Source organism: Nostoc sp., assembly GCF_036917275.1.
Lineage (GTDB): Bacteria > Cyanobacteriota > Cyanobacteriia > Cyanobacteriales > Nostocaceae > Nostoc.
In genome coordinates, this window is sequence record NZ_JBALDF010000028.1 from 97,813 (window position 1) to 119,276 (window position 21,464).

Annotated in this window: 13 protein-coding genes and 2 pseudogenes; 3 read left to right on the top strand and 12 right to left on the bottom strand. The window is 39.6% G+C overall.

Features of this window, described 5'->3' with window-relative positions; translation table 11 throughout:
• Nucleotides 1-27: 27 nt before the first annotated feature.
• The 3 genes and pseudogenes from V7K35_RS09665 to V7K35_RS09675 form a co-directional block, all read right to left on the bottom strand.
• Nucleotides 28-1,524, bottom strand: a complete 1,497-nt coding sequence (locus tag V7K35_RS09665) for a glycosyl hydrolase family 57 (protein WP_335078376.1) — start codon at nt 1,522-1,524, stop codon at nt 28-30.
• Nucleotides 1,525-2,096: 572 nt separating this feature from the next.
• Nucleotides 2,097-2,954 carry a glycosyltransferase family 2 protein gene (locus tag V7K35_RS09670; RefSeq protein WP_335078378.1) on the bottom strand — a complete coding sequence of 286 codons (858 nt, stop codon included), beginning with the start codon at nt 2,952-2,954 and terminating at the stop codon, nt 2,097-2,099.
• A gap of 260 nt (nt 2,955-3,214) precedes the next feature.
• Nucleotides 3,215-3,523: pseudogene (locus tag V7K35_RS09675) on the bottom strand (SDR family NAD(P)-dependent oxidoreductase); the annotation flags it as partial.
• 726 nt (nt 3,524-4,249) lie between these two features.
• On the opposite strand from V7K35_RS09675, the gene V7K35_RS09680 reads away from it, so the two are divergent.
• The gene (locus V7K35_RS09680; RefSeq protein ID WP_335078380.1) at nt 4,250-5,491 is read left to right on the top strand and encodes a ScyD/ScyE family protein; all 1,242 of its coding nucleotides are present in this window, start codon (nt 4,250-4,252) and stop codon (nt 5,489-5,491) included.
• A 140-nt stretch (nt 5,492-5,631) separates the two neighbouring features.
• Nucleotides 5,632-5,805, top strand: coding sequence for a hypothetical protein (locus V7K35_RS09685; protein WP_335078382.1), 174 nt, complete (start codon nt 5,632-5,634; stop codon nt 5,803-5,805).
• Nucleotides 5,806-5,841: 36 nt separating this feature from the next.
• On the opposite strand, the gene V7K35_RS09690 is transcribed toward V7K35_RS09685, so the two are convergent.
• From V7K35_RS09690 to V7K35_RS09710, 5 genes and pseudogenes are all read right to left on the bottom strand, one after another.
• Complete coding sequence (locus V7K35_RS09690) at nt 5,842-6,717, bottom strand: SDR family NAD(P)-dependent oxidoreductase (RefSeq protein WP_335078384.1); 876 nt, start codon at nt 6,715-6,717, stop codon at nt 5,842-5,844.
• 1,426 nt (nt 6,718-8,143) lie between these two features.
• Nucleotides 8,144-8,269 (bottom strand): annotated as a pseudogene (locus V7K35_RS09695) (cysteine peptidase family C39 domain-containing protein); the annotation flags it as partial.
• A 1,172-nt stretch (nt 8,270-9,441) separates the two neighbouring features.
• Complete coding sequence (locus V7K35_RS09700; protein WP_335078386.1) at nt 9,442-9,744, bottom strand: hypothetical protein; 303 nt, start codon at nt 9,742-9,744, stop codon at nt 9,442-9,444.
• Nucleotides 9,745-11,948: 2,204 nt separating this feature from the next.
• Nucleotides 11,949-12,236 (bottom strand): hypothetical protein, encoded by a 288-nt coding sequence (locus V7K35_RS09705; protein ID WP_335078389.1) that lies wholly within the window; start codon nt 12,234-12,236, stop codon nt 11,949-11,951.
• 1,091 nt (nt 12,237-13,327) lie between these two features.
• Entirely contained in the window at nt 13,328-15,019 is a 1,692-nt protein-coding gene (locus V7K35_RS09710) for an alpha/beta hydrolase (protein ID WP_335078391.1), read from the bottom strand.
• A 311-nt stretch (nt 15,020-15,330) separates the two neighbouring features.
• On the opposite strand from V7K35_RS09710, the gene V7K35_RS09715 reads away from it, so the two are divergent.
• Nucleotides 15,331-15,525, top strand: a complete 195-nt coding sequence (locus tag V7K35_RS09715) for a hypothetical protein (protein WP_335078393.1) — start codon at nt 15,331-15,333, stop codon at nt 15,523-15,525.
• A gap of 20 nt (nt 15,526-15,545) precedes the next feature.
• Here V7K35_RS09715 and V7K35_RS09720 read toward each other — a convergent pair whose 3' ends face one another.
• The 4 genes from V7K35_RS09720 to V7K35_RS09735 form a co-directional block, all read right to left on the bottom strand.
• Nucleotides 15,546-16,460, bottom strand: coding sequence for an ion channel (locus V7K35_RS09720; protein ID WP_335078395.1), 915 nt, complete (start codon nt 16,458-16,460; stop codon nt 15,546-15,548).
• Nucleotides 16,461-16,715: 255 nt separating this feature from the next.
• Nucleotides 16,716-17,597, bottom strand: coding sequence for a DUF2382 domain-containing protein (locus V7K35_RS09725; protein WP_335078397.1), 882 nt, complete (start codon nt 17,595-17,597; stop codon nt 16,716-16,718).
• A gap of 170 nt (nt 17,598-17,767) precedes the next feature.
• The gene (locus tag V7K35_RS09730) at nt 17,768-18,688 is read right to left on the bottom strand and encodes a DUF2382 domain-containing protein (RefSeq protein WP_335078399.1); all 921 of its coding nucleotides are present in this window, start codon (nt 18,686-18,688) and stop codon (nt 17,768-17,770) included.
• 611 nt (nt 18,689-19,299) lie between these two features.
• Complete coding sequence (locus V7K35_RS09735; RefSeq protein ID WP_335078402.1) at nt 19,300-21,399, bottom strand: caspase family protein; 2,100 nt, start codon at nt 21,397-21,399, stop codon at nt 19,300-19,302.
• Nucleotides 21,400-21,464 lie beyond the last annotated feature (65 nt).

Below are 21,464 nucleotides of genomic sequence, written 5' to 3' on the forward strand. Positions count from 1 at the left end.
CCATCTATATCCGTTCCAGTCCCCAGTTCAATTCATCTGCAATAAATTTTCACCCCGTTGATAAATTTCCCGTGCATAGTCAGTCCAAGCACCTTGTCCCCAATAACGAAAACAACTGGTTTGCAGCAAAAGGTTATGTAGGAGAACGTTACGGTAGTTAAATTGTCTGCTAACAGGTTCTGCTGAATCAATTTGCTGTAATGGATCAAATTTTTGATGGAATAAACTGCTTAGTTGATACATGGGAGACAACACATTTTCATATCCTTTCACCCAACTGATATGATTTGTCCAGGAGGCTCCATCCAAATGAAAACTAGAGTTTATTTGCTTTAATTCTTGAATCACATTCTCTACGGCTTCCGGTTGGCAATTGTCTGGTGAAACTCGCTCCCAAATCTGATGTTGTCCCACCGGCTGACAAGTTGGATAGTCTTCAGGTTTGCATCCAGCAGCTTCTATTAATTCTAAATATTCTGTACCACACATCCCAACAACACCTGATTTTCCTCCACCGTTACTGACCATATCCCACCAAGCTTGTTTAAAGGCGCTAGGAAATTCATTCATCATCACACCACCATTTTCACCATCTCCAATTTGGCTAACTATTGGTGGCACAAATACACTGCCAATTTGTTGTTTGGATAAGGTTTTGGCTTCATAATAAGGCTGCATTTGTGCGACTAATTTAGTATCCGAACCTTGGGTTTTAATTAAGGCTGTGATAGTAATTGTTTCGCCTTGGGAATTGCGGGCAATCAGACGATGTGGTAAATGTTTGTGGGTAAGAGATTGACCACTAATTGTTTCTACAGAATGTTCTTGAACAAGTAGCCAGCGATATCCACATTCTTTCAGCGCTTTCACAAATTCAAACAGAGCATCAGGGTGATTTGGTAGGTGCATTTCTGGGGGCGAAAATCCTTTGACTCGCGCTAATGCTTCCCAGCCAAAAATTGCCGCAAAGTGATGTTGCCATGCAATGATATGCAATTTAATATCTGCTATTGGTGTGGAAGGAATAACTGCATGGCTCCACATTGTACCCAGCCACTCTACATAAGGTTGATAGGTGCGATCGCAAGTGATCCGTTTGAGATTATCAAGAACATCACCGCGTCCCATTTGCCCCAGTCCCCACAAAAGATTACCTGAGTAATCCAACATCACACGCGGATTGCAACCTTGATTTACAAGTTCGGGGATCAAGTCTCCCATGCGGCTGTAACAATGGGCAAAAGGATCTGCATTGTGGTTATCCCCCTCATCAGGATGTTCAAACATATATTGCAGATTGCTGATGAGTGTACCATCATTTCCTGCGGGTATAGTTGGCTGATGCATGTGCAAGGCGATCGCAAACACAGCATTCACATCCTCTAAGCGGATATTTGTTGTTGGCAAAAATACTGGTTTATTGTGGTTAACTACAGAGATAACCTCTGTTTCCCAACCAGAAATATTCGGTAAGCCATCAATGATTTCGGGCAAAGGAGTAAGAGTCGTGGGGAAGGAAAGCATTTCTGATTGCTCCGAAATAAGTTATATATATAAAACTTGCATGAGTATCTAATAGCACCTGACTCAGTATAGATACAATAAATACCTTGAGCCATAACATTTTTAATTTGGTGATTTTCAGTAACTGCGAACTCAGGCAAGTCTATAGCAATCCTATTTGCTCAAATCGGATTGCTATAGTAATTATCGGTGCAGTCTACCCAGATATTCGCATCTTTATGTTCTACTGATTGATGAAGTTTGTTTACCATCTGCTGATATGTCAAATTTTAGTCAGAAATTTCTTGACAGCATGATTCGGCCCTTTTGGCAAAATATACAACTTGTCATTGCGAATGCAAGAGCGTCTCGTAGAGAGGACGGACGACGTTCGCGCAGCATGTCGCAGACAAGCAATCCCACAATCTCTCACTAAGCACCAGTTGATGGGATTGCCACGCTCCACTTCGTTACGTACCCTACGGGAAGGCTCCGCCTACACAATGACAGCCAAAAAAGTGGGATGCTCCCGATCTCTTGTTAGCCAAAGTAGTCACAAATTCTAGTCTTGAATTTTATTGCAATCCTTTTTATCAGGTTCGACTATATTTAGTTAATCTCTGCCTAATCGATTCAGGTAATCGTTCTGGATATTTATAAAAATAAAATATTTTTAATAAAATAAAATTCATTTTCCGAGCTAACCAAATTTGCCATTGCTCCATCAAAGATAGTCTTTTAATATAATCATTAAATAAGTGTTGAATTCGCGCTGTGCTGGTTCCTTTTGTAGAATCATCAAATGTTTTGGTTCCTGGATAATATCTATAGTTACCCCAAATCTCATTGAAATACTTAACATGAGATGAACAAACCGCTTTCAAGAGGAAATCTACATCCATTGCATAATGCTCTTCTAATTTATAGAGTCCGATTTGCTGATGCAATGATTTATGATAGAAGTAAGCAGAGGGATTTACTGGAAAAGAAGCATCGATAATTCCATCATCATTAATTCGCCTTTCTAACAGTAAATCAATTGTCCGTAATCGGTTAGGTTTATTAATAGAAATTAATTTACCTTTCTGATTTAAAATATTACAGTTGCCAACAATAAAGCTAGGTTCAGGTAAAGTTTTGAAAATTTCACAGATGCGATTAAGAATATTTGTTTCATAAAAATCATCAACATTTAAAACACCAATAATCTGTCCTTGTGCCATAGCAATTCCTTTATTCATAGCATCAGATTGTCCTTGATCCTTTTCACTAATCCAGCGAATGTGGGGATATTGATTGGCTTTATCCTTAATAATGTCTACTGTTTTGTCACTTGAACCTCCATCTACAATGATATGCTCCACTTCTAAACAGTTTTGGTCAATAACAACTTGAAGACAAGATTCTATAAATCTCTCCCCATTATAAACTGGTGTAATTATACTAATCATTAACAACTACCTCTTGTGAGTATTACAAACAAAAAAATAAATCAAACAATTGATCTCTAATAATAGAGTTCCCCATTGGCACAAGTTTCTAACACAATACCGTTCAGTGTAAGTAAGTCAGTGCTAATATTAAGAAATTTAAATCCTTGATGCGTTGTCGCGCAGTGTAACGCACCAACGATTCAAAGTGCATTAAGATAAAGGCAATTGACCGCAGAAGCCTCAAAAAATTTATAAATTACGCGCAGACACGCAAAAAATCATGTTCTTGACAAGAACAAATCACCGAAACGATGGATTCTTGTCAAAAAACTAGTTTTTGACTCGGCTGTTGTTTTCTTGGTGTTGGCGGAGTTGCTATTCGTAAAATTAGCTCTAGCAACCAAGGAGCAAGGCATTGACACTATCCGGCTAAATGATGCCATCCGACTAAAATTTCTACTGAATCTATTTTGTATTGCAGTGATGAGTACTTTAGCCACTTGCTGGGGAGTCATGGGGATCACCCAGCGAAATAATTTTAAGTCGCGCACCATGTCTGTGTCTGTCAGGGAAAACAGTAATGCAATCCTCAGATATTGCGTTCAGCTATAGCAATCCTAAATCATTCGTGAAAAGTTAGATCCCCGACAACTTTTACAAAGTCGGGGATCTGGACACCGCGAATTTGAACGAAATCAGATAGGACTGCTATAGCTCTTGGCGCAAAGCTTGAGTAAATCCTAAGATGGCAAACTTGGTAGCTGAGTAAGTCAATCGCCTCAACTTGCTGAAATTGAGTTTTCCCTGGAGAGTGGGATCAGATTTTTCCAGACGCTGGAGTTGATTAAGTAGATAATTATCTGTACCTCCCTACAACCGATTCATGTGTTGCAAAGATTTTTGTAAATGGTATGATACAACTCAAAATTAAGAAATTCAGATTTAATCTGGGTTTCTGGGTTTGAATCTGTTGCCCTCTTTTAGAGAATTGGTATAAGTTTTAACCAATTAAAAAATTATCAAACTTCTCTAATTAGCCAATTGTACAACAAATAGACTTGTCAATAATTTTATAACTCAGTCTATACAAGGGTTTTAAAGGTTGACTATATGTCTTAATTGAACGTAGCAATAAGGGTTTGCCATAGTTGATGATAGTTTAGAGAGAAAAAATAGGATTTTTAAATTTTGAGCGGCAACATGATTTATTATGCTGTATAATCCGCAAAAACTATATAGGGTAAATATTAGTATTTATAAAGATAAAATTTTATATTCTATCTTTACGCAAATTTAATTTTAGGACAGGTCTAATGAAATTAAAGCAATTTGGGATTACATTTTTGAGTGTTTGTATTGCTGCTTTTTCGGGAATCAAAGCAGCAGAGGCGGCATCGTTTTCGGTAATTGCCGATGGTCTTAATAGTCCACGGGGTCTAACTTTTGGCCCTGACGGGAGTCTTTACGTCACAGAGGCAGGAACGGGCGGAAGTGGAGCTTGTGTTCCTTCACCGAGTGCCCAAGGCCAATCTTTATGTTATGGCACAACTGGTGCAGTGACAAAAATTGGAAATGGTACGCAAGAACGTGTACTTACAGGACTTCCTTCTTTAGCATTACCAGATGGTACTGATACTGCTGGGCCTCATGATATAAAATTTGATGCCAGTGGCAAGCCTTATATTGCAATTGGGTATGCTTCTAATCCCACATTTCGCGCCACATTAGGTAACACTGACTTAGGAAAAATCATCACTGCTAATTTCAATACAAATTCCTGGACTAGTGTTGCTGATTTAGCTAATTATGAACTTGCAAATAATCCTGACAAAGGTGATCTAATTAGCAATCCCTTCTCTCTTCTTTTGGATGGAAATAATATTATTACAGTTGATACTGGTGCTAATGAGTTACTCAGTGTAGGGACTGATGGGAGTAATTTAAAGGCGATCGCCACAATTCCTCGGCAGACATTAACTAATCCAATTTTTCCCTCTGGTGCATCGTCATCACCATTTGAAATCCAAGCAGTACCGACAAATATCGCCAAAGGCCCAGATGGCGCTTATTATATTAGCCAATTAACTGGTTTTCCTTTTCCCGAAGGTAAAGCAAAAATCTACCGAGTTGGTTCTGATGGTCAACCAACAGTTTATAGCGATGGCTTTACCCAACTTACTGACTTAACTTTTGATCCTGAGGGTAATTTGTATGCTTTGCAGTACGCTAATCAGTCACTCTGGAAAGGTAATGTAGATGGTTCTGTGATTAAAATAGCGACCGATGGAACTCGCACAACTATTCTTAGTGGCAATGGATTAGAGTCTCCTACTGGTTTGACTATTGGTGCTGATGGTGATATTTACGTGACAAACCGAGGCGATAGCCCTGGACTTGGACAAGTTCTCAAAATTCAGAATCCTAAGTCTGTTCCTGAATCTAGTTCTACTTTTAGCTTATTAGCGTTTCTTGGCACTGTGAGTATTACTTTGTTGCACAAGGGTAAGACCAAACGACTTGAGGGACTTCCAGAAAATAAATTATTCTCTAAATAGAAATGATCTGAATTTGATGTCTAAACCTCATCTATGTTGAAAACCGTAATTTTTGCCCTCATCCTAAATCTCTCTCCCAGTAGGGAGAGGGACTTTTTTCCGGCTCCCCTTCTCCCAATATTGGGAGAAGGGGCTGGGGGATGAGGGTTTTTTCTTTTCATACGGAAAGAACTACAGTTTTCAAGGTGGACGCGGTTTATTTAGGAAAAATACGAGTTGGTGGAGAAGATTTTGATATTCCTGTCCCACATGGACAGGAATATCAAAAGTGTTACTTAATCGTCAGTCGCTCAAAAATCAGCGGTTGGTGGTAGATATACCATCCAAGGTGTTAACGCTGGGATAATTAGTTATAGCGACTTGACCTGACATTGAGTTTTTCTGGACAATAACAAATCGCCAAAACGCTGGATCTTAACCAAAAAACTCAGTTTTTCATAAGGCTGTTGTCTGCTTGGGGCTGGCGGAGTTGCTATTCGTAAAATTAGCTCTAGTAACCAAGGAGTAAGGCGTTGACACAATACAGCTAAATGACTTTGCCATCCGACTAAAATTTCTGGTGCATCCCTTTGCATTCCGGTGATCAGTGCTTTAGCCACTTGCTGGGTAGTCATGGGGATCACCCAGCGAAATAATTTTAAGTCGCGCACCATGTCTGTGTCTGTCAGGGAAGGCAGTAATGCAATCACTCGGATATTGTGTTCAGCTAATTCCTGGCGCAAAGCTTGGGTAAATCCCAAGATTGCAAACTTGGTAGCTGAGTAAGTCGCCATAGTTGGTGCTGCTACTTTCCCCATCAGACTCGATACATTGACGATTGTTCCTTGCCTTTGGCTGGCCATGCGTCGAGCAATCAGACTAGTGAGGTTGTACATTCCTAACAAGTTCACAGAAATTTCTTCTTGAACTTGGGGCATTTTAGATTGCAAAAACGAGCTTTGGTATGCGACTCCTGCACAATTAACCAGCAGGTGAATCTGTCCGTAATTGCGCCACAGTTGGGCAACAGCGATATTCACTTCAATTGTCTGCGTCAAATCTAATGCCACGATCGCAGTTTCTGTGCCCATCGCCTCAATTTCGTTGGCTATCTCAACTAACTTTTGGCGATCGCGTGCTACCAATATCAGCCGCTTAATGCCTTGTTGCGCTAGTTCCAGAGCGATCGCTCGTCCAATACCACGCGAAGCCCCTGTAATTAGAGCTACCTTACCTTGAATATCCATTGGTTTTATCCTCCAAAATTTAAGTCTTACCAAACTCTTCGTTATTGCCGATACACACAATCAACAGCTACTCGCTTGTCGGCACAAAGTAAGACAAATAATCAATCGCAATTGAAATCAAATTCAAACGAAGCCTTTAGCAACGATATATTTCTTGGTTAATCTGCAATCCCTCATAATTGTCTATACGAGGCAGAAATTTCTCGTTTTTAACCCGTCAAAGCCTAACATACTTGGCTGAATGCATGTAGCTCATAGATTTTACTTCTCCTAGATCCGAGCGCTCATCAGCATTGTTGTCATACACACGTTAGCAATTAAATCAAGGTATTGCAATATTCTTTAATCAGAATTTCTTAATACTTCTTAACGACAAGTATATATATGCAAAAGATTTTATTAAATAAGTTTTTATAAATACCTCAGTACAAATATCTCAATTTCCTGACAATTAGCTCCGATTTGGTGAAATTGTTATACCTAACTCATAATTTAGAAGCAAAAAAGACATATAGCCTTTTTGTTTCTGGTTGCAACACTTATGTTTTTGGGCTAGTTTGGAGATTTATATCAGTATATTTACTGGCTTATGTAAAATCAAGGTTCCTGATTATTATTTTTTAAAAGAATAGAAGAGAGTTAAATTATTGTCTTTAATGCAAATTACAACGGCATATTTATCTGCCAAAACTTTAGGACAAATAGTGATTTGTATAGCTTTAGCTTTGAGTTTATCAAAGAAATGCTTGAGACTTGCTTGGTATATAGCAAACTTAAATCATTCATGAACAACAAGTTAAGAAAATTCTAGGTTGGGTTAAGCGTTCGCGTAGCGTCCCGTAGGGAAGCGCAACCCAACAAAGCCTCAGAAATGCTGGATTTCCTTCTTCAACCGAACCTACGTAAATATTTAATTTTAGCCTTAACCCAAGCGTATTGATGTATAGCAAACTTAAATCATTAGACCTCTTGCATAAATCAAAAATAAGAACCCCACCCCGCCAAAGCTACGCTTTGTCTCCCCTCCCCTTAGCAAGGGGAGGGGTTGGGGGTGGGGTATTAGAGACTTTTGCAGGAGGTCTATTTATGGAAAACAAGATCCCCGACTTATCTAAGAAGTCAGTGATCTAAAGCTTTCAATTTTCACAAATCAAATAAGATTGCTGGTAATGGCGCTTAGTTTATCCGGTCTAATATTTCATTAAATGCTATCAAAGAGCCTGCATTAAAACCAAGTGCTTCGGCTCCCTGTCTCAGTCCTAACAATGTTGTTCCTAGCTGCTTAGTGTCCAATAGCTTGGGTTAAGAGAATAATAGGTTGGGTTGAGCAACAGCGAAACCCAACAAAATTTTGATAATGTTAGGTTTCGTTCCTCAACCCAACCTACGCCAGCTTTAGTTTTTAGTCTTAACTGAACTGTATTGGGCCAGTGCCTACCGCTTCCTGGATATGATTTAGTGTAAAGTTACGCCGATAATGTTTGGGAATGGAAGCAAGACAAGCACCTCCACAATCTTCTTCACTATGTTGTATAACAACTTGGTATTTCATTTCACACTCCAGTATCTAAAAAGATGTGACAAAACCCAAAAAAATAGCAGGGTCTTAGAGGATGTTTGAAAAGTCCATAATGATGTATAAAATACTTTTTACCCCTCCCTAACCCTCCCCTTATAAAGGGGAGGGAACCGGATTTTTCTTGTTTCCCCCCTTTATAAGGGGGGACTAAGGGGGGTAACAACGCAATTAAAATCACAGTTAACCACTTTTCAAACAACCTCTTATCCCTGCATGGTTAAAATTTTAACCAACAGTTTAGTTGTACTATCGTTCCCGTATACTTTCTAGTCGGGACAATAGCCTTTCTAAACGTGCTTTTATAGTTGTAATTCGTTCGGGCCTCTGTACATTTCCTCTATATACTGCGTTTCGTCCAGATACTCCGTTTAGTGCTGCTCCGTTTTGTACAGATACTCCGTTTTTTCCGACTACACTTTGTCCGACTACGCTTTGTCCAGGTGCTCCGTTCGTTGTAACCGTACTCTGACCACCAGACAAGTTTGCTTCTTCGGTTTCAGTTAATGAGATAAACATTAAGGATGTTTGAGTGCTTTCCATAGTTAACTTAAGTTGCTAGTTATCAGTTTTGAACTTTTGACAAAGCTGTTTTCACTTAAGATAACGAGAGCAAGGGCATACCAAAATAGTTATATTCTATAGCTCAACAGAGAAAATATCGGGAATTTTGGTATGTTTACCTAACTTACTCCAAACTAATAGACAAGCTCATTTATTCATTTGGAGTAAGTTATATAAAAATAGTTTCGTTATCCACAAGTTATTAGATTATCATAAATATGGTCTCTTACTGAAGTAGCAGCGCTTATTTTCCTACTTGACTACTCAAAGATGAACAGTATGTTTTGGGAAAAGCGCTGCTGAAGCTTATTGACAGTTACTAGTGGGCAACCTCAATGTTAAGTTTATTTAAGAAAAGTAGATGGGTAACAAAAAAATATGTAAAACTAGTCCGATAAAGAAATAGCCAATAGCTGGTATGTCTATTAGCAATTAGAGGCGCGTGCAAAAGTAACTTAACCTGCGGTAACAGAGTAAATTATTTAAAAGGCGACGCTGCTTCTAAAGGTACGGTTAATCATGTTTTGACGTTTATTGTTACCCTTCTACTAAACCTCATAGGTTTGCCTATGGCGACGAATTTTCTATGCTCCGACGCTGGCAGCTACTCCACCATTTCCAGCACGTCCACTACGTGCATTTCCACCACGTGCATCTCCACCACGTCCACCAGTACTAGTTGTAGTTCCTCCACTAATAGGGCTAGCAGCTAGAACATTAGAATTTCCAAGAACAACACCACCATTAGCAGTAGAGGCGCCGCCAGCGCCACCAGTGGCGTTACCGCCAGTGGCAGCACCACTATTGCCGCCATTGGCGTTAGCAACACCACCAGACAGATTGGCTTCTTCGTTCGAGGTTAATGCAGTAAATAATGTGCTTTCCATGATTTTAGTTCTCGCTTGATAGTTGGGATTAAAGTCACGTCACTCAAAAGTAATAGATATAAACGTAAAGTGTATATTTAGTAACTTTTTCGCGCCGTTAGAAGTATTATTACCCCTCTTACGAAATAGGTCAAGCAGTTAAATATTTAAGAAATGTGTATTACATTGGTTAAGACAAATATTACATAGTTACTATTTATACAAATCTGATTAAAAAGAAGTTTTTATTTATCAAAAAATCGCAGACGTAAATGTATATTCATATAAAGATAGCGATTTAAAAGCTTAATGTTCTCGAAAAATGTATAGTTTAAGCTAAGTACGTATTAGTACTGATAAAATCACTAAACATTCCCAGAATTTAAAGATATAATCAAGCAATCAAATAACGTTTTTATACCAACTTTACTTAAAGAAAATTTATAAAACTCAAAACTGAGATTTGGCATTTTTGAATAAGTATTTTTACGCAAAATAAGTTAGTTGTATTATTGCATACATACATGATTGTAGTATATATAATTTCTTTTAATATTAAAACGTTTAATTTTGCTGAATTATTGATAAATTGGAAAAAAGCTTTATTGAATACATAAATTTTTTGTAAATAAATAAATAAAGAAAGAATAAAACTTTAGATAAAAATTATAAATATTTTGTGTTGGTTCTAAAATGCGCTAATTGTTATTTAGACTTAGCTGTATATAACCTTGATATTTACATAGTAAACACTTAAATAGGTAGGCACGAATTAACCTAACTATATAACAGAATGTAAACCTATTAAAGTCCTTGTGATTGCTTTGTTGCATTCTGTTTCACTCGCAATGACATACTTATAAATTTCCCCACCCACCTACTTACAGGCAAGGCACTTATCAGTTATAAAAGCGAAAGCGCCAAAGTTATGGGAGTTTTGCCAAAAATATCATTGAAACAGAAGAGAACTTTTGTTTTTTGGATATCCCTAAATCTTGGTCGTCACGCTAAGGCTAGGTAGATTTTTTTGGCGAGATTATTTGCACAACCAAAATGTTTTTTAGCGCTCATGGTCATTGACCCCTAACCAGACTTTCTTTGCCTAGCGGGACTTAAACATTTTTGAGGGAAAAACAAGCCTAAAACCCTTACAGGGTAAGGGAAATACACTAAATGCTCAAAAATAGCCCAAACCTAGATATATCAATAAACTAAGTAAAACGATGTCAAAATCGTTCTGTATATAGATTTGATGCTCTTTTTTGGGTGTTTTTTGTCTAAGTCCCATTAGTGCAAGCAGCAGCAGAGGAAACAGTCATAAGTATTAAGGTGAAAGAAAATCAGGTTGTGAAAAAGGGAGATGCGATCGCACTGATCGACAACTCCCAACTGCAAAGTAAAAAAGCTAAATACTCGGAAATATCGGTAGAATCAGTTACAACGAGCGCAAATCGATGCACAACTAAAAGCCCTAGAAATTCAAGTCACTGCTGAGTCCAATGCAATACGACAGGCGATCGCATCCGCAAAAGCAGACTTAAGTCGCAACCAAAGAGACTAGCGAGACAGGAGAATTACAACTTAGATAGAAGTGCAAGAAGCAGAAGCCGCTGCTGAATTAGCTAAGAAGGAAATGAACTGATATCAGCAGCTAGGAAATACGGAGGCGATCGCTATTCTCCAAATTAAGGATAAAGAACAAGCTTTCAAGCTGCTGTTGCTAGACTAGAACGGGCTAAAGCGGGGCTGAATCTTAGCGATGCTAATATGGCGATCGTCCAAGAACGCATTGCCCAAGAATTTTTCTCTAGGCCGCGCACGCGGAATAACCTGCGGTAAAACTTTGCCTACGCTTGTTTAACCTGAGTTCGACGACTCATGTAATAACCATCTAATTAGCGTAAATATTGAAACTTCTTAGAGATTTTACTACACAAAACCGTCCCTCTCCAATTCAAAGCTACGGTGTACACACAATTCAAAAAAAGCTCGATTTTCCATTGTTATTTCGTTCCCATGAAGAACATAGTAATGGCTGATTAGAAGCTCTGCCTCCATTTAAATGTTGAGTCATAATTGAGTCACAAACTCAATGAATGCATTCCCATGCTCTTCATGGGAATGAGGAAAAACTTTATTTCTTTAAAGGTGCAGTTAATCGTCTCTTGACGTTTATTATTTCCCTTCTACTAAACTTCATCGGTTTACCTATGGCGATGAATTTTCTATCTGTTAGCACCTCCACCATTTCCACCTGTACCATTTCCACCTGTACCATTTCCACCACCTCCACCAGTACTAGTTGTAGTTCCTCCATTAATAGAGCTATTATTAATATTGCCGCCGGCGACTACGATAACAACGTCTAAAGCAAAAGAATTGCCGCCGTTGCCGCCCCTGCCGTTGCCGCCTCTGCCGTTGCCGCCCTTGCCACCATTGATGTTGCCGCGCTTGCCACCAGACAAATTAGCTTCTTCGTTGGTGCTTAATGCAGTAAATAATGTGCTTTGCATAATTTTAGTTCTCGCTTGATTGTTGGGATTAAAGTCACGTCAAATTTAAAGTAACAAATAGACTTTTTGTCTATTTGTTACTTGTTTTGTATCAATGAAAGTATTATTAGGCTTCTTGTAAAAAAAATCAAGCAAGTTGTTGTTTTAGAAAATTATAAATATTTGCTCTTGTCTCAAATCGAATAATTATTATATTAAATTTAGCTGTGTATAACCTTGATACTTACATATTTAAGACATATATTATAGAACTATGAAAGTATTACTATGGTTCTTGCTAACAAGAATCAAGCAAGTTGTTGTTCTGAAAATTATAAATATTTGCTTTTGTCTAAAATGGGATAACTACTATATAAAAATTAGCTGTATATAACCCTGGTATTTACATATTCAAGACATATATTATAGGACTATGAAAGTATTACTATGGTTTTTGCTAACAAGAATCAAGCAAGTTGTTGTTTCCGAAAATTATAAATACAGCAGATTGCAAGTTAATGAAGTACAAAAATACCCCTCCCTAACCCTCCCCGATAGATTGGGGAGGGAACTAGATTGGGAATTTCCCCCCTTGTAAAGGGGGTAAGGATGTACTTCATTTAGATCCAAAATGCTGTATTTGCTTTTGTCTAAAATGTGATAGTTGCTAGATTAGACCTAGCTGTATATAACCTTGATATTTACATATTCAAGATATATATTAGAGGACTCATATTTTATTTTTGAAATACACGTAGGGTGCGTTACGACGTTCCGTCTAACCACCCTACAAATACTTAGATTTTTTCAAAATTCAACTTGGATTCCTATAGGCGTAATAAAAGCAAAAGCCATCGCTTTCGCCCTCCAGGGCGAAAACACCAAATTATGGGACTTTGGCAAAAAAGCTCATTTAAAGAGAAGACCGCAATATCGGGCAGAATTAGTTACAACGATCGCATCTCAATGCACAACTAAAAGCCCTATAAACTCAAGTCACTGCTGAGTCCAATGCAATGCGACAGGCGATCGCATCCGCAAGCGAATTGCTTCATTTTGATTGTCTACATTCGCTTCGGACATTGTGTAATTAATTCTGTCCGACTACTTAACTAAGGGCGGGTAGGGGTAGGTTGAAGATTTGATGGTTTGGCTGACTGGGCAGTTGGCCCATTCCAAATTTGATTTAACTGATCTGCCGACAACGACTGTAAAATACTGAGATTCAAAGGCTCTTTACTGATAAATGTGGCGTAGGATGGCTGTAAATAGGATCGGTATTCAGGGCGATTGAGGAGATGGGTTTCCATAAAAGCTACACTCAGGGCATCGAGATAGGAATAAACGGCAACGCGATCAGGACCCAGTAAGGTAGACGGTACAGGTAACACATCATCTTTAGAAGCTCCGATCGCCGAAAAGTGGGTGGCGTTTTCAATCAAAGCTAGATACTTATTGGAGTCAGAAAGCCAGGTGAAGGGGCGAATTTGCTCAAATACGGGTGGGGCGAAAATATCTTGACTACCCGCCACCAGCATTACCGGAATTTTAATTTGACTGACTCCACCCTCACCCAAAATTGAACTGTCAAAGGGATTAATCGCCATGACAACCTTGATGCGATCGTCTTTGAGTTCGTAATTTATTGGTGGTAACTTAGTTGCTTGACACTGCAAAAAGAGCGACAAATTAAAGGATGAATTATTGGGATTACAGTCTAGCTTTAGTTGCTCAAAGTTAATATTTGCTCCTGCTAAAGTCAAAACAGTATAACCACCAAAGGACTGACCGATCGCCCCAATTTGCTGAAAATTGAGTTTTCCCTGGAGAGTAGGATCAGATTTGTCTAGACGCTGGAGTTCATTGAGTAGATATTTGATATCTAAAGGTCGGTTGATAAATTCTGCTGCGTCTGGCGGCCCTGCCAAACCCGCGAAGTATAGCTGAAAGCGTTTGGCATTACTACCAGGGTGTTCCAGTACAGCAACAGCAAAACCATAGGATGCTAGATGTTCAGCCAGATAAACAAAAGTAGAGCGGTCTGAGGCCAGGCCATGAGAAATTACAATCAGGGGAAAGGGAGGCGAGGGCACTTCTTTAGTGCTTGGTGAACCTGCTTTTGGCAGATAGATATCCACCGGTAGACGGCGATTGCGAGAAATGTCATTTAGCTCTAGGCTTTTTTTCTGCCAACTGTATTTTCCAGGCGATCGCAAATCTGGCTGTTTTGAGAAGTCAATTGTTGAATTGGCTGCTTCGGCGATCGCTTCTTTTTGAAGAGAGGCAAAAACTTCATCCTTTTTTTTGATCAATTGCGACAAGTCATCGACTGTCCTTAACCCCTCTGAAAAATTCACCCGGATAGTATTGCTAGGAAATTTCCGCAGCAAATTCACAACTGTTAAGCCCTCTTTATCGGCAGCAGACAAAATCAAAGAGGCACGGATGGCATAAAAGCCGTTCTGTCGAGACTCAGTGAGGAGTAATTTTCCCAGTTGTTGAACTAGCTCCTCGCCTATCGGTGAGTAAGTAACTTGAGATACTAGTGTAGGAGTGACATTGAACCTTTGCTGAAGTAAATCCCGCAGTTGAGCGAGTTGTTGGGGAGTAGCACGGTTAGCATAAAATGAAAAATCTTGATCGATTTTGCCAACTTTCGCAAAAGTTTCCAGCGAGTCCACGGATAAGTAGAATTCACCGAAGGGAGGGTAATAAAAGCTAATGCGTTCAGCTCCCAATCCGGGAGTAGCAGTCAAAAACGTAGATAGCAAACCGAAACCCAGGTATCTGAAAAATTTTTTCATTAGAAAAACCCATTGTCTAACTCTGCCAAACTTGTTTGGCCAGGGAGGAAAGCGGGGCGGGAGCTATAACCGCTTTCCTGTTTACTTAGTTTAGATATATCAAACAGGCTACAAGCACAAGAAAGCAAGTACTTACTAACTATAGTTTCACACATACGCTTTAAACCGGCACTGAATTAAATTTTGGGCTGTTAGAGGCGCACAGCTAGTTTGTTTATTATCCTGAGTTATTCAAAACACATCGTTAGTAAATTTTTCAGCTAAACAGCACCAGTAGGGCGATAATAGATATAGAGATCAAAATATTTTATATGTCCTTCTCCTCCTGCGCTTGTTGTGTTGTCGTCCTCAATCAACAACAGAAGCAAAATATCTCCCACCAAAGCCAGTGCCAGGATGTACCAGTTAACCACAGCAAGAGCGTGGTTAAAAATTGCACTGTAATTGAAAATGGTCGGGTTGTCGTTAAACCCTTACAACCACCACTCAATCAGACTTCTGAGTAACTTTCATCAATTTAATTCCTTCACTCTAAAGGTAAAACATCGTGGAAGCGGTTGTAATCAATGTAGCGATGTCCATCGGGTGTGTGGTAGAAGATATCGACAAATTGATTGTTCCACAAAATCTCATTAGCACCATAGCTATGACGGGCATTAACCACTTGTGCAACGGTTTCATCAATGCCACTCAAAGAAATGATCAGCGTAGTATTTGTCTGGGTTAACGATTCTGATGTCATCCCATATAGAGGACTAAACTCATCAATGACATGCATTACTGACCAGCTTAACGTGAAGCTAGGTGTTTGGTTTCTCAGCAGTTTGAGATCGTAGAATCGACGCATGAACTGCCCTTCTTGGGTTACTTCGTCGCGCATTAAGTAAACTCGCATCTGCGCCTCCAAAATTGTATTGCGACGCTTATTAGCGGTGCGAAATATCAGAGTTGGCATGGCATCATGAGGTGTGATTACAGCAACACGGCTAAAAAGCACACGGGCTGTGGGTCGAGAGAACCGAGCAAACGCTAGTCCTGTCATCACAGCAATTCCCACCAAACCGATCATTGCTTCAATAGTGACAATAATGTTGGCGTAAGTTGTTTTAGGATACATTGCCCCATAGCCGATGGATGCTAGAGTTTGCACACTAAAGAAAAACACATCTAAAAAAGAGCCAGGTCGGGCGTTGGCAATACAATCTCCTCCTATCAAGTAAGCTAGGGCAAATAGAGCATTAATAGTTACATAAAAAGTACAAATCAGTAGCAGAAAGCCAGTCCAGGGAATCGTTAGCAGCAGATGGTAGGGGTCGCGCCAGTATGAATGCCATACATTCATACCCATAATCTCAAATTTGCCATCTTGAACTTGAATCTGAATAAGTGGAATCAGACGCTCTCGTTTCTTCCGTGAAAGTCTCTTCAGTCGAAATTTCATTGCAAGTGGTCAAAAGAACGGCAACTGCTTAGTATTGTAAATTAAGTTGCTTTGGAGACAGTCTACTTACCTGCAAGGGAACGGAAATTTCAACATTCTTTTCTTACAGCTATTTTCAGGTAAATAGACCACGCGGTAGGGGCGCAAGGCCTTGCACCCCTACAACAGATGTGGTTCAAATACTTGAATTCTGCTGTAAATTAGCAAAAAAATAGGGTGAGCAATACCCACCCTACTAATTGATCTTCTAGAAACTTATTTTTCTGGCTTTATTGATTGATCTTTAGAACAGCGGTCAAACCACTCCTGGTATTTTTTCTGCTGTGACTCATCTTCAACAGCAATGGTCACTCGCACCAGCTTGCATCCATGATTTCGCTCTAGTGCGATCGCATTCAATAATAAACTAGCAGTTTTAGGCGAAGTAAACTCGCCGCTTACCGTTAAAGCGCCGTCAAAATGTGTAACTTCAAGTCTTTCTACTTGGGTCAAGTCAATACCATCAATTTCCTGTTGTCCTAAATCAATTTCTGCGAGTTGTTTGTGTTCTGGGCTAATTTGTTCCACAATCAGCTTTTCACGCCGCACAGGAACTTGCACCATCCGGGTTTCGATTATTTTGCGAACAATTACCTCACCAATTTTTCGCTTGCTGCTTTCAACAACTAGTCGTTCTTCTAATAAACGAATAATCTGTTCTTCGCTAGCCTCTTCTGAATTTGTTGCCTCAACTGGGCTATTTGTAATTCGATTATTGGCTAGTTGCTCAGTTGAGTTGCTATCGCCTGGTGTTTCTGTTTCTAAATATTCAGGCATATACTCGATTTCTGATTTGTTTAAGTCTATGAAAACAGATTTAGTTGGCTTGTCGATTTTTTTGATTCTCTGGCTCTGCAATCGAAATAAAGAAGGGCGTTTATCGGCTAATTGCTGATTATATTCTCCAGTTTGTTGATTAACCTGGTTAGATATAACTAAATTTAGCCGACGATTAGCATCCACAATTAAATCACGAACTACTCCTACTAGCTGACCTTGCTTATCGATGACAGTAAAATTATTTACCTTATTCTTCAAATCTGCTAGTGAGCTGCTAGTGCGAGAGTTAGAGATTGCCTGTCCAATGTTTTTGGTCATCGGTTGGCTATTCATATGCAAAGTTTATGAACTACTTTTTACTTAGCTAAATTAAATGTAGTGCTGATTCTGAAATATTATAAGCACAGGTAAAGCTAATTTTACAGCCCCACCTGCACTGTGGCGAATTAATTATTAGTCATTAGCTAGTAACTAATGACTATATCTAGTTAACGTTCTTCAATCGGAAGATTACCAGAATTCACATCTAACTCTTCACGACGCACGGTTTCTTGAGTTTCAACTGTCTCTTGATCTACCACTTTTCTAACTCTGACTTCTTCACGCAAAAATGCTTCTTTGCGAACATCAGGAGTTTCTTCGTGGATTTCAATCCGAGCAACTTCGCCTTCACGGAAATCTGCTTCGCGCCCAGAAACGGCAGTACCTGCATCTGCTGGAGTTACACGCTCAATCACAACTCGCTCTCTTTCTATCGGGATTGCAATCCGTGCAGTATCAGTTTCAACATGCTTACCAATCGATACTTCTCCAGTTTTTTGGCGTCGCTTACTGGCAATCAGCCGTTCTTCATACAATTTCAGAGTTTGATTCTCTTGCTCATTTAACCCAAACAAAGAAGGCTCACGTTCGTAAGTATAGTCATCACGGGTGTAAGTGGGCGTAGGCGTCGGTGTCGGTGTCGGTGTCGGTGTCGGTGTCGGTGTCAGTGTATCCAATGGTGCTAAAGCATCTACAGATGTTGAAGCCTCTAGAGGAAGGGTGTAGTCTGTGGGTTGGCGATATACCCCACGCACCCGTTCTTCATAGTCATAATCAAGGGTTTGGCGTTCATTGAACTCAGGTAAACTTTCTGCTTGCTGTCTATTCAAGCCAATTGTGTAGACGCGATCAACGTTATAATCGATACGGGCACGACCAATTGGTAGTAACACTTTCTTACCAAAAATCCAGAAGCCTAAGTCAACCACTAGATAGCGGAAATGACCTTCCTCATCCACTAAAACATCGGTAACACTACCAATTTTTTCATCACTTCCTTGTGTATAAACCCCAAGCCCATTAATATCCTGACCTTCAAAGCTATCCCGATAGTTAGGCTCAAAATCTGCTAATTTGTAAAGAACCACTATATTTTACCTCAAAAATTTTTTGCCATCTTCTAATAAATAAAGTAGACATTTGACTACTTATTTACCTCCCTCTAGCGAATGAATTATTTAAAAAATTTAATAATCAAAAGTTATAGATATTTGATCATGGCAGATAAACCATGTAAATATACAAAAACATAGCGGTATGAAGTGCAATTTCGCATCTCTACATCAATACAGTTTAGTTAAGAATAATTGTAAGTCGGATTGAACGAAGTGAAACCTAACAAATGCCCGTTTAGGTTGGATTTTGTTCCTCAAACGCCACTTGCAAGGCTTGTTGGAAAACTGCATCGCCCTTGGCGTCTCCCCTTGGGAGAAGGGCGCAGTAGCTCCCTAACCTACGCAATATATTTTATGTGGCTCTAATTCAAGCGTATTGATCTGTACATGGTTGATCAAAATGTAAATTTTTCAAAGTACTAAGATACCCAGCTTCTTAGAGATTGTTTGAAAAGTCTAATTTATTACTTATATCAATTCTATGTAAGGTTGGACTCTATCATTCAGAAGCGATCGCCTGATCATATCGTCGCAATTTTCTAAGTGAATTGTTATATACACAACTAAGTTAATGAATTTTATGTTTACACAACCTGAAAACTAAAGCTAAAACTTGCCCAATTATTTACATCCAAAATATATGAGTCGGCTGCTGTGCCATTCATCTCCGTTTTGAGGGCGCTGGCATTATGTAAGTCTTGTAGCAAGGCTTGTGCAACGTCTAATGGATTCAACAATGAGCCAATCGGTTGTTCTTCGGCTGTGGAATATTTAGTAGTGTTCAAGGCGGCGAGAGTTGCACTAAAGGGGGCAGTACTAAAAATCAATTGTTGTTCGCACTCAGAAGCTAGCCCTGAAATCACCCATTCGGAAGCAGCATTAGTTTGGGGTAGGGTAATGGTTTCACCTGGGGCGATGACGACTTGTTTGAGGAGGGGTTTGGTATCTGCTGTGTTTGGTTCTTGGGAGTCCCAAGAGTAGAAGGTAATTGCTGTATGATTATTGTTTAATCCCAGCAAGATTAAATATACTGAGCGATCGCTCTGGTTTTCCACTCGATATTGCATTTGACTACCGATAGGCACGACGGGAGTGAGGAGTGATTTTTTAATCGAATCAGTTTTTAAAGTTCGTGCTGTTCGGCGCTGCATGACAACGCGAGGCGATATCTCACTAATTATTTCTAAGGTTGCCTTCACAGCCAAGCGGGAAGAACCTTGATTTTCTGTAAGTCGCCATAACTTGGCTGCAAGCAAAGTTGATAATTTTGGCGCTAACTTTTGTACTGTTAACTTTACTGCTTCTCCTACTTCCCCAGTGGTATTGGGAATTAGCTCGCCACCAAGAGAAAATAGACCATAATGACTGGGAATTTCCTGTTGCTTGGCAAATAGATAATCAGCGGGTTTTTCTCCTGCTACTACGGTGGATACATGGGAAAATCCAGCAAAGGCACTTGTAGCGTCTACCCGCTCAATTCTTTCCAATCCAGTATCCAAAGCTATTGTTAAATTAATATTTCGGGGTAAAACCCGGACTGCTTCTTGGACGAGTTGCCCGACTTGGAGGGAATTTGCACCTTCAATTTTATAAATTTGGGCTTTTGCAGTTAACCCAGTCCGCGATCGCAATACTAATTGCTCTGTTGTTTCCAGGGTGAATCGAGAATTCACTCCGTAGTATAGCAGCACTTGTGGCGGTAATCCTGCTAACCACAGATGCACGGTTTTGCCGTCTTCTTCAATGGCACTCACTACGCCTTGGGCACCAATGATACTGTCTGGCAATAGAGACGTTATATATTGATTTTTCTGATTACTTAATAACGCTGGTTGCTGTTTGCTACCCAATTTGGATAGAGAATTTTCTACATGGGAGAGGGCGACTTGAATTGTGGTGGCTGGGGTGAATTCCCACAAATACTGCGTCAAGGCGTAGGTAAATAACCCGGCACTAAAACCAGAAAAAAGTCCTTCTCTCGCTGACTGCTTTGGATTTGAGGTAGCTGCTAGAACAATCGGAGTGCTGGGTAAGTTTTGAGTTTTAAGTTTTTTGAAAAAGTCGAGTTCCTCTGCTGCTAACTGTGCTACTGACTCCTCAAGGGTGCGAATTTTTAATCCTAATACTGTGCTAGGAGCATAAAAGCTAGTATCTAATACTGCTGTTACTCGGTCTGTGGGGAGCGATCGCAATAATAGCAGTAGAGTTTCTTCTAATATATAGTTGACTATTTTCTCATCTTGTGAGTTTTTACTTACATTAGCTGCCACCAAAGCATTTTGTATTGTATCTGGCGATGTTTCCAATTTTACACGGCTGCCATAGCCGCTAAAGTGAAATACGACCACATCACCAGGTTTAGCTTGCTTGCCCAAGTGATCCCAAAAAGCTGCCTCAATAAATTCCCTGCTAGCTTCTTCCTCAGTTAAGGTTAAAATATCTGACCCTTGGAAACCAAAGCGGTGAATCAAAAGTTCTTTTTGCAGTTCTACATCCGTCAAAGAACCACTGAGGTTTGCAACTTTTGGGTATTGGTTAATACCTATTAACAAAGCCAACTTGCGCGGGCTGGGTTCTGCCAAAGCCTGATAATAGCGATTTCCCAAAGACAACCACTCAGCTTCAGTCAGCCCCAATACCGCGAGTATTGAGCCAATTCTGTGTAAAAACGTGCGCCGTTTCATAATTAGCTATCAGCTCTCAGCCCATCAGTTAGCAGCTTACAGGGCTAAACTCTGTATTGTAAAGT

Coding starts and splice junctions, on each gene's coding strand:
- V7K35_RS09705 (WP_335078389.1), bottom strand. CDS start 12,236: ATGCAAAGCACATTATTTACTGCATTAAGCACCAACGAAGAAGCTAAT.
- V7K35_RS09720 (WP_335078395.1), bottom strand. CDS start 16,460: ATGAAATTTCGACTGAAGAGACTTTCACGGAAGAAACGAGAGCGTCTG.
- V7K35_RS09690 (WP_335078384.1), bottom strand. CDS start 6,717: ATGGATATTCAAGGTAAGGTAGCTCTAATTACAGGGGCTTCGCGTGGT.
- V7K35_RS09670 (WP_335078378.1), bottom strand. CDS start 2,954: ATGATTAGTATAATTACACCAGTTTATAATGGGGAGAGATTTATAGAA.
- V7K35_RS09715 (WP_335078393.1), top strand. CDS start 15,331: ATGTCCTTCTCCTCCTGCGCTTGTTGTGTTGTCGTCCTCAATCAACAA.
- V7K35_RS09665 (WP_335078376.1), bottom strand. CDS start 1,524: ATGCTTTCCTTCCCCACGACTCTTACTCCTTTGCCCGAAATCATTGAT.
- V7K35_RS09685 (WP_335078382.1), top strand. CDS start 5,632: ATGAGGGTTTTTTCTTTTCATACGGAAAGAACTACAGTTTTCAAGGTG.
- V7K35_RS09710 (WP_335078391.1), bottom strand. CDS start 15,019: ATGAAAAAATTTTTCAGATACCTGGGTTTCGGTTTGCTATCTACGTTT.
- V7K35_RS09735 (WP_335078402.1), bottom strand. CDS start 21,399: ATGAAACGGCGCACGTTTTTACACAGAATTGGCTCAATACTCGCGGTA.
- V7K35_RS09680 (WP_335078380.1), top strand. CDS start 4,250: ATGAAATTAAAGCAATTTGGGATTACATTTTTGAGTGTTTGTATTGCT.
- V7K35_RS09700 (WP_335078386.1), bottom strand. CDS start 9,744: ATGGAAAGCACATTATTTACTGCATTAACCTCGAACGAAGAAGCCAAT.
- V7K35_RS09725 (WP_335078397.1), bottom strand. CDS start 17,597: ATGACCAAAAACATTGGACAGGCAATCTCTAACTCTCGCACTAGCAGC.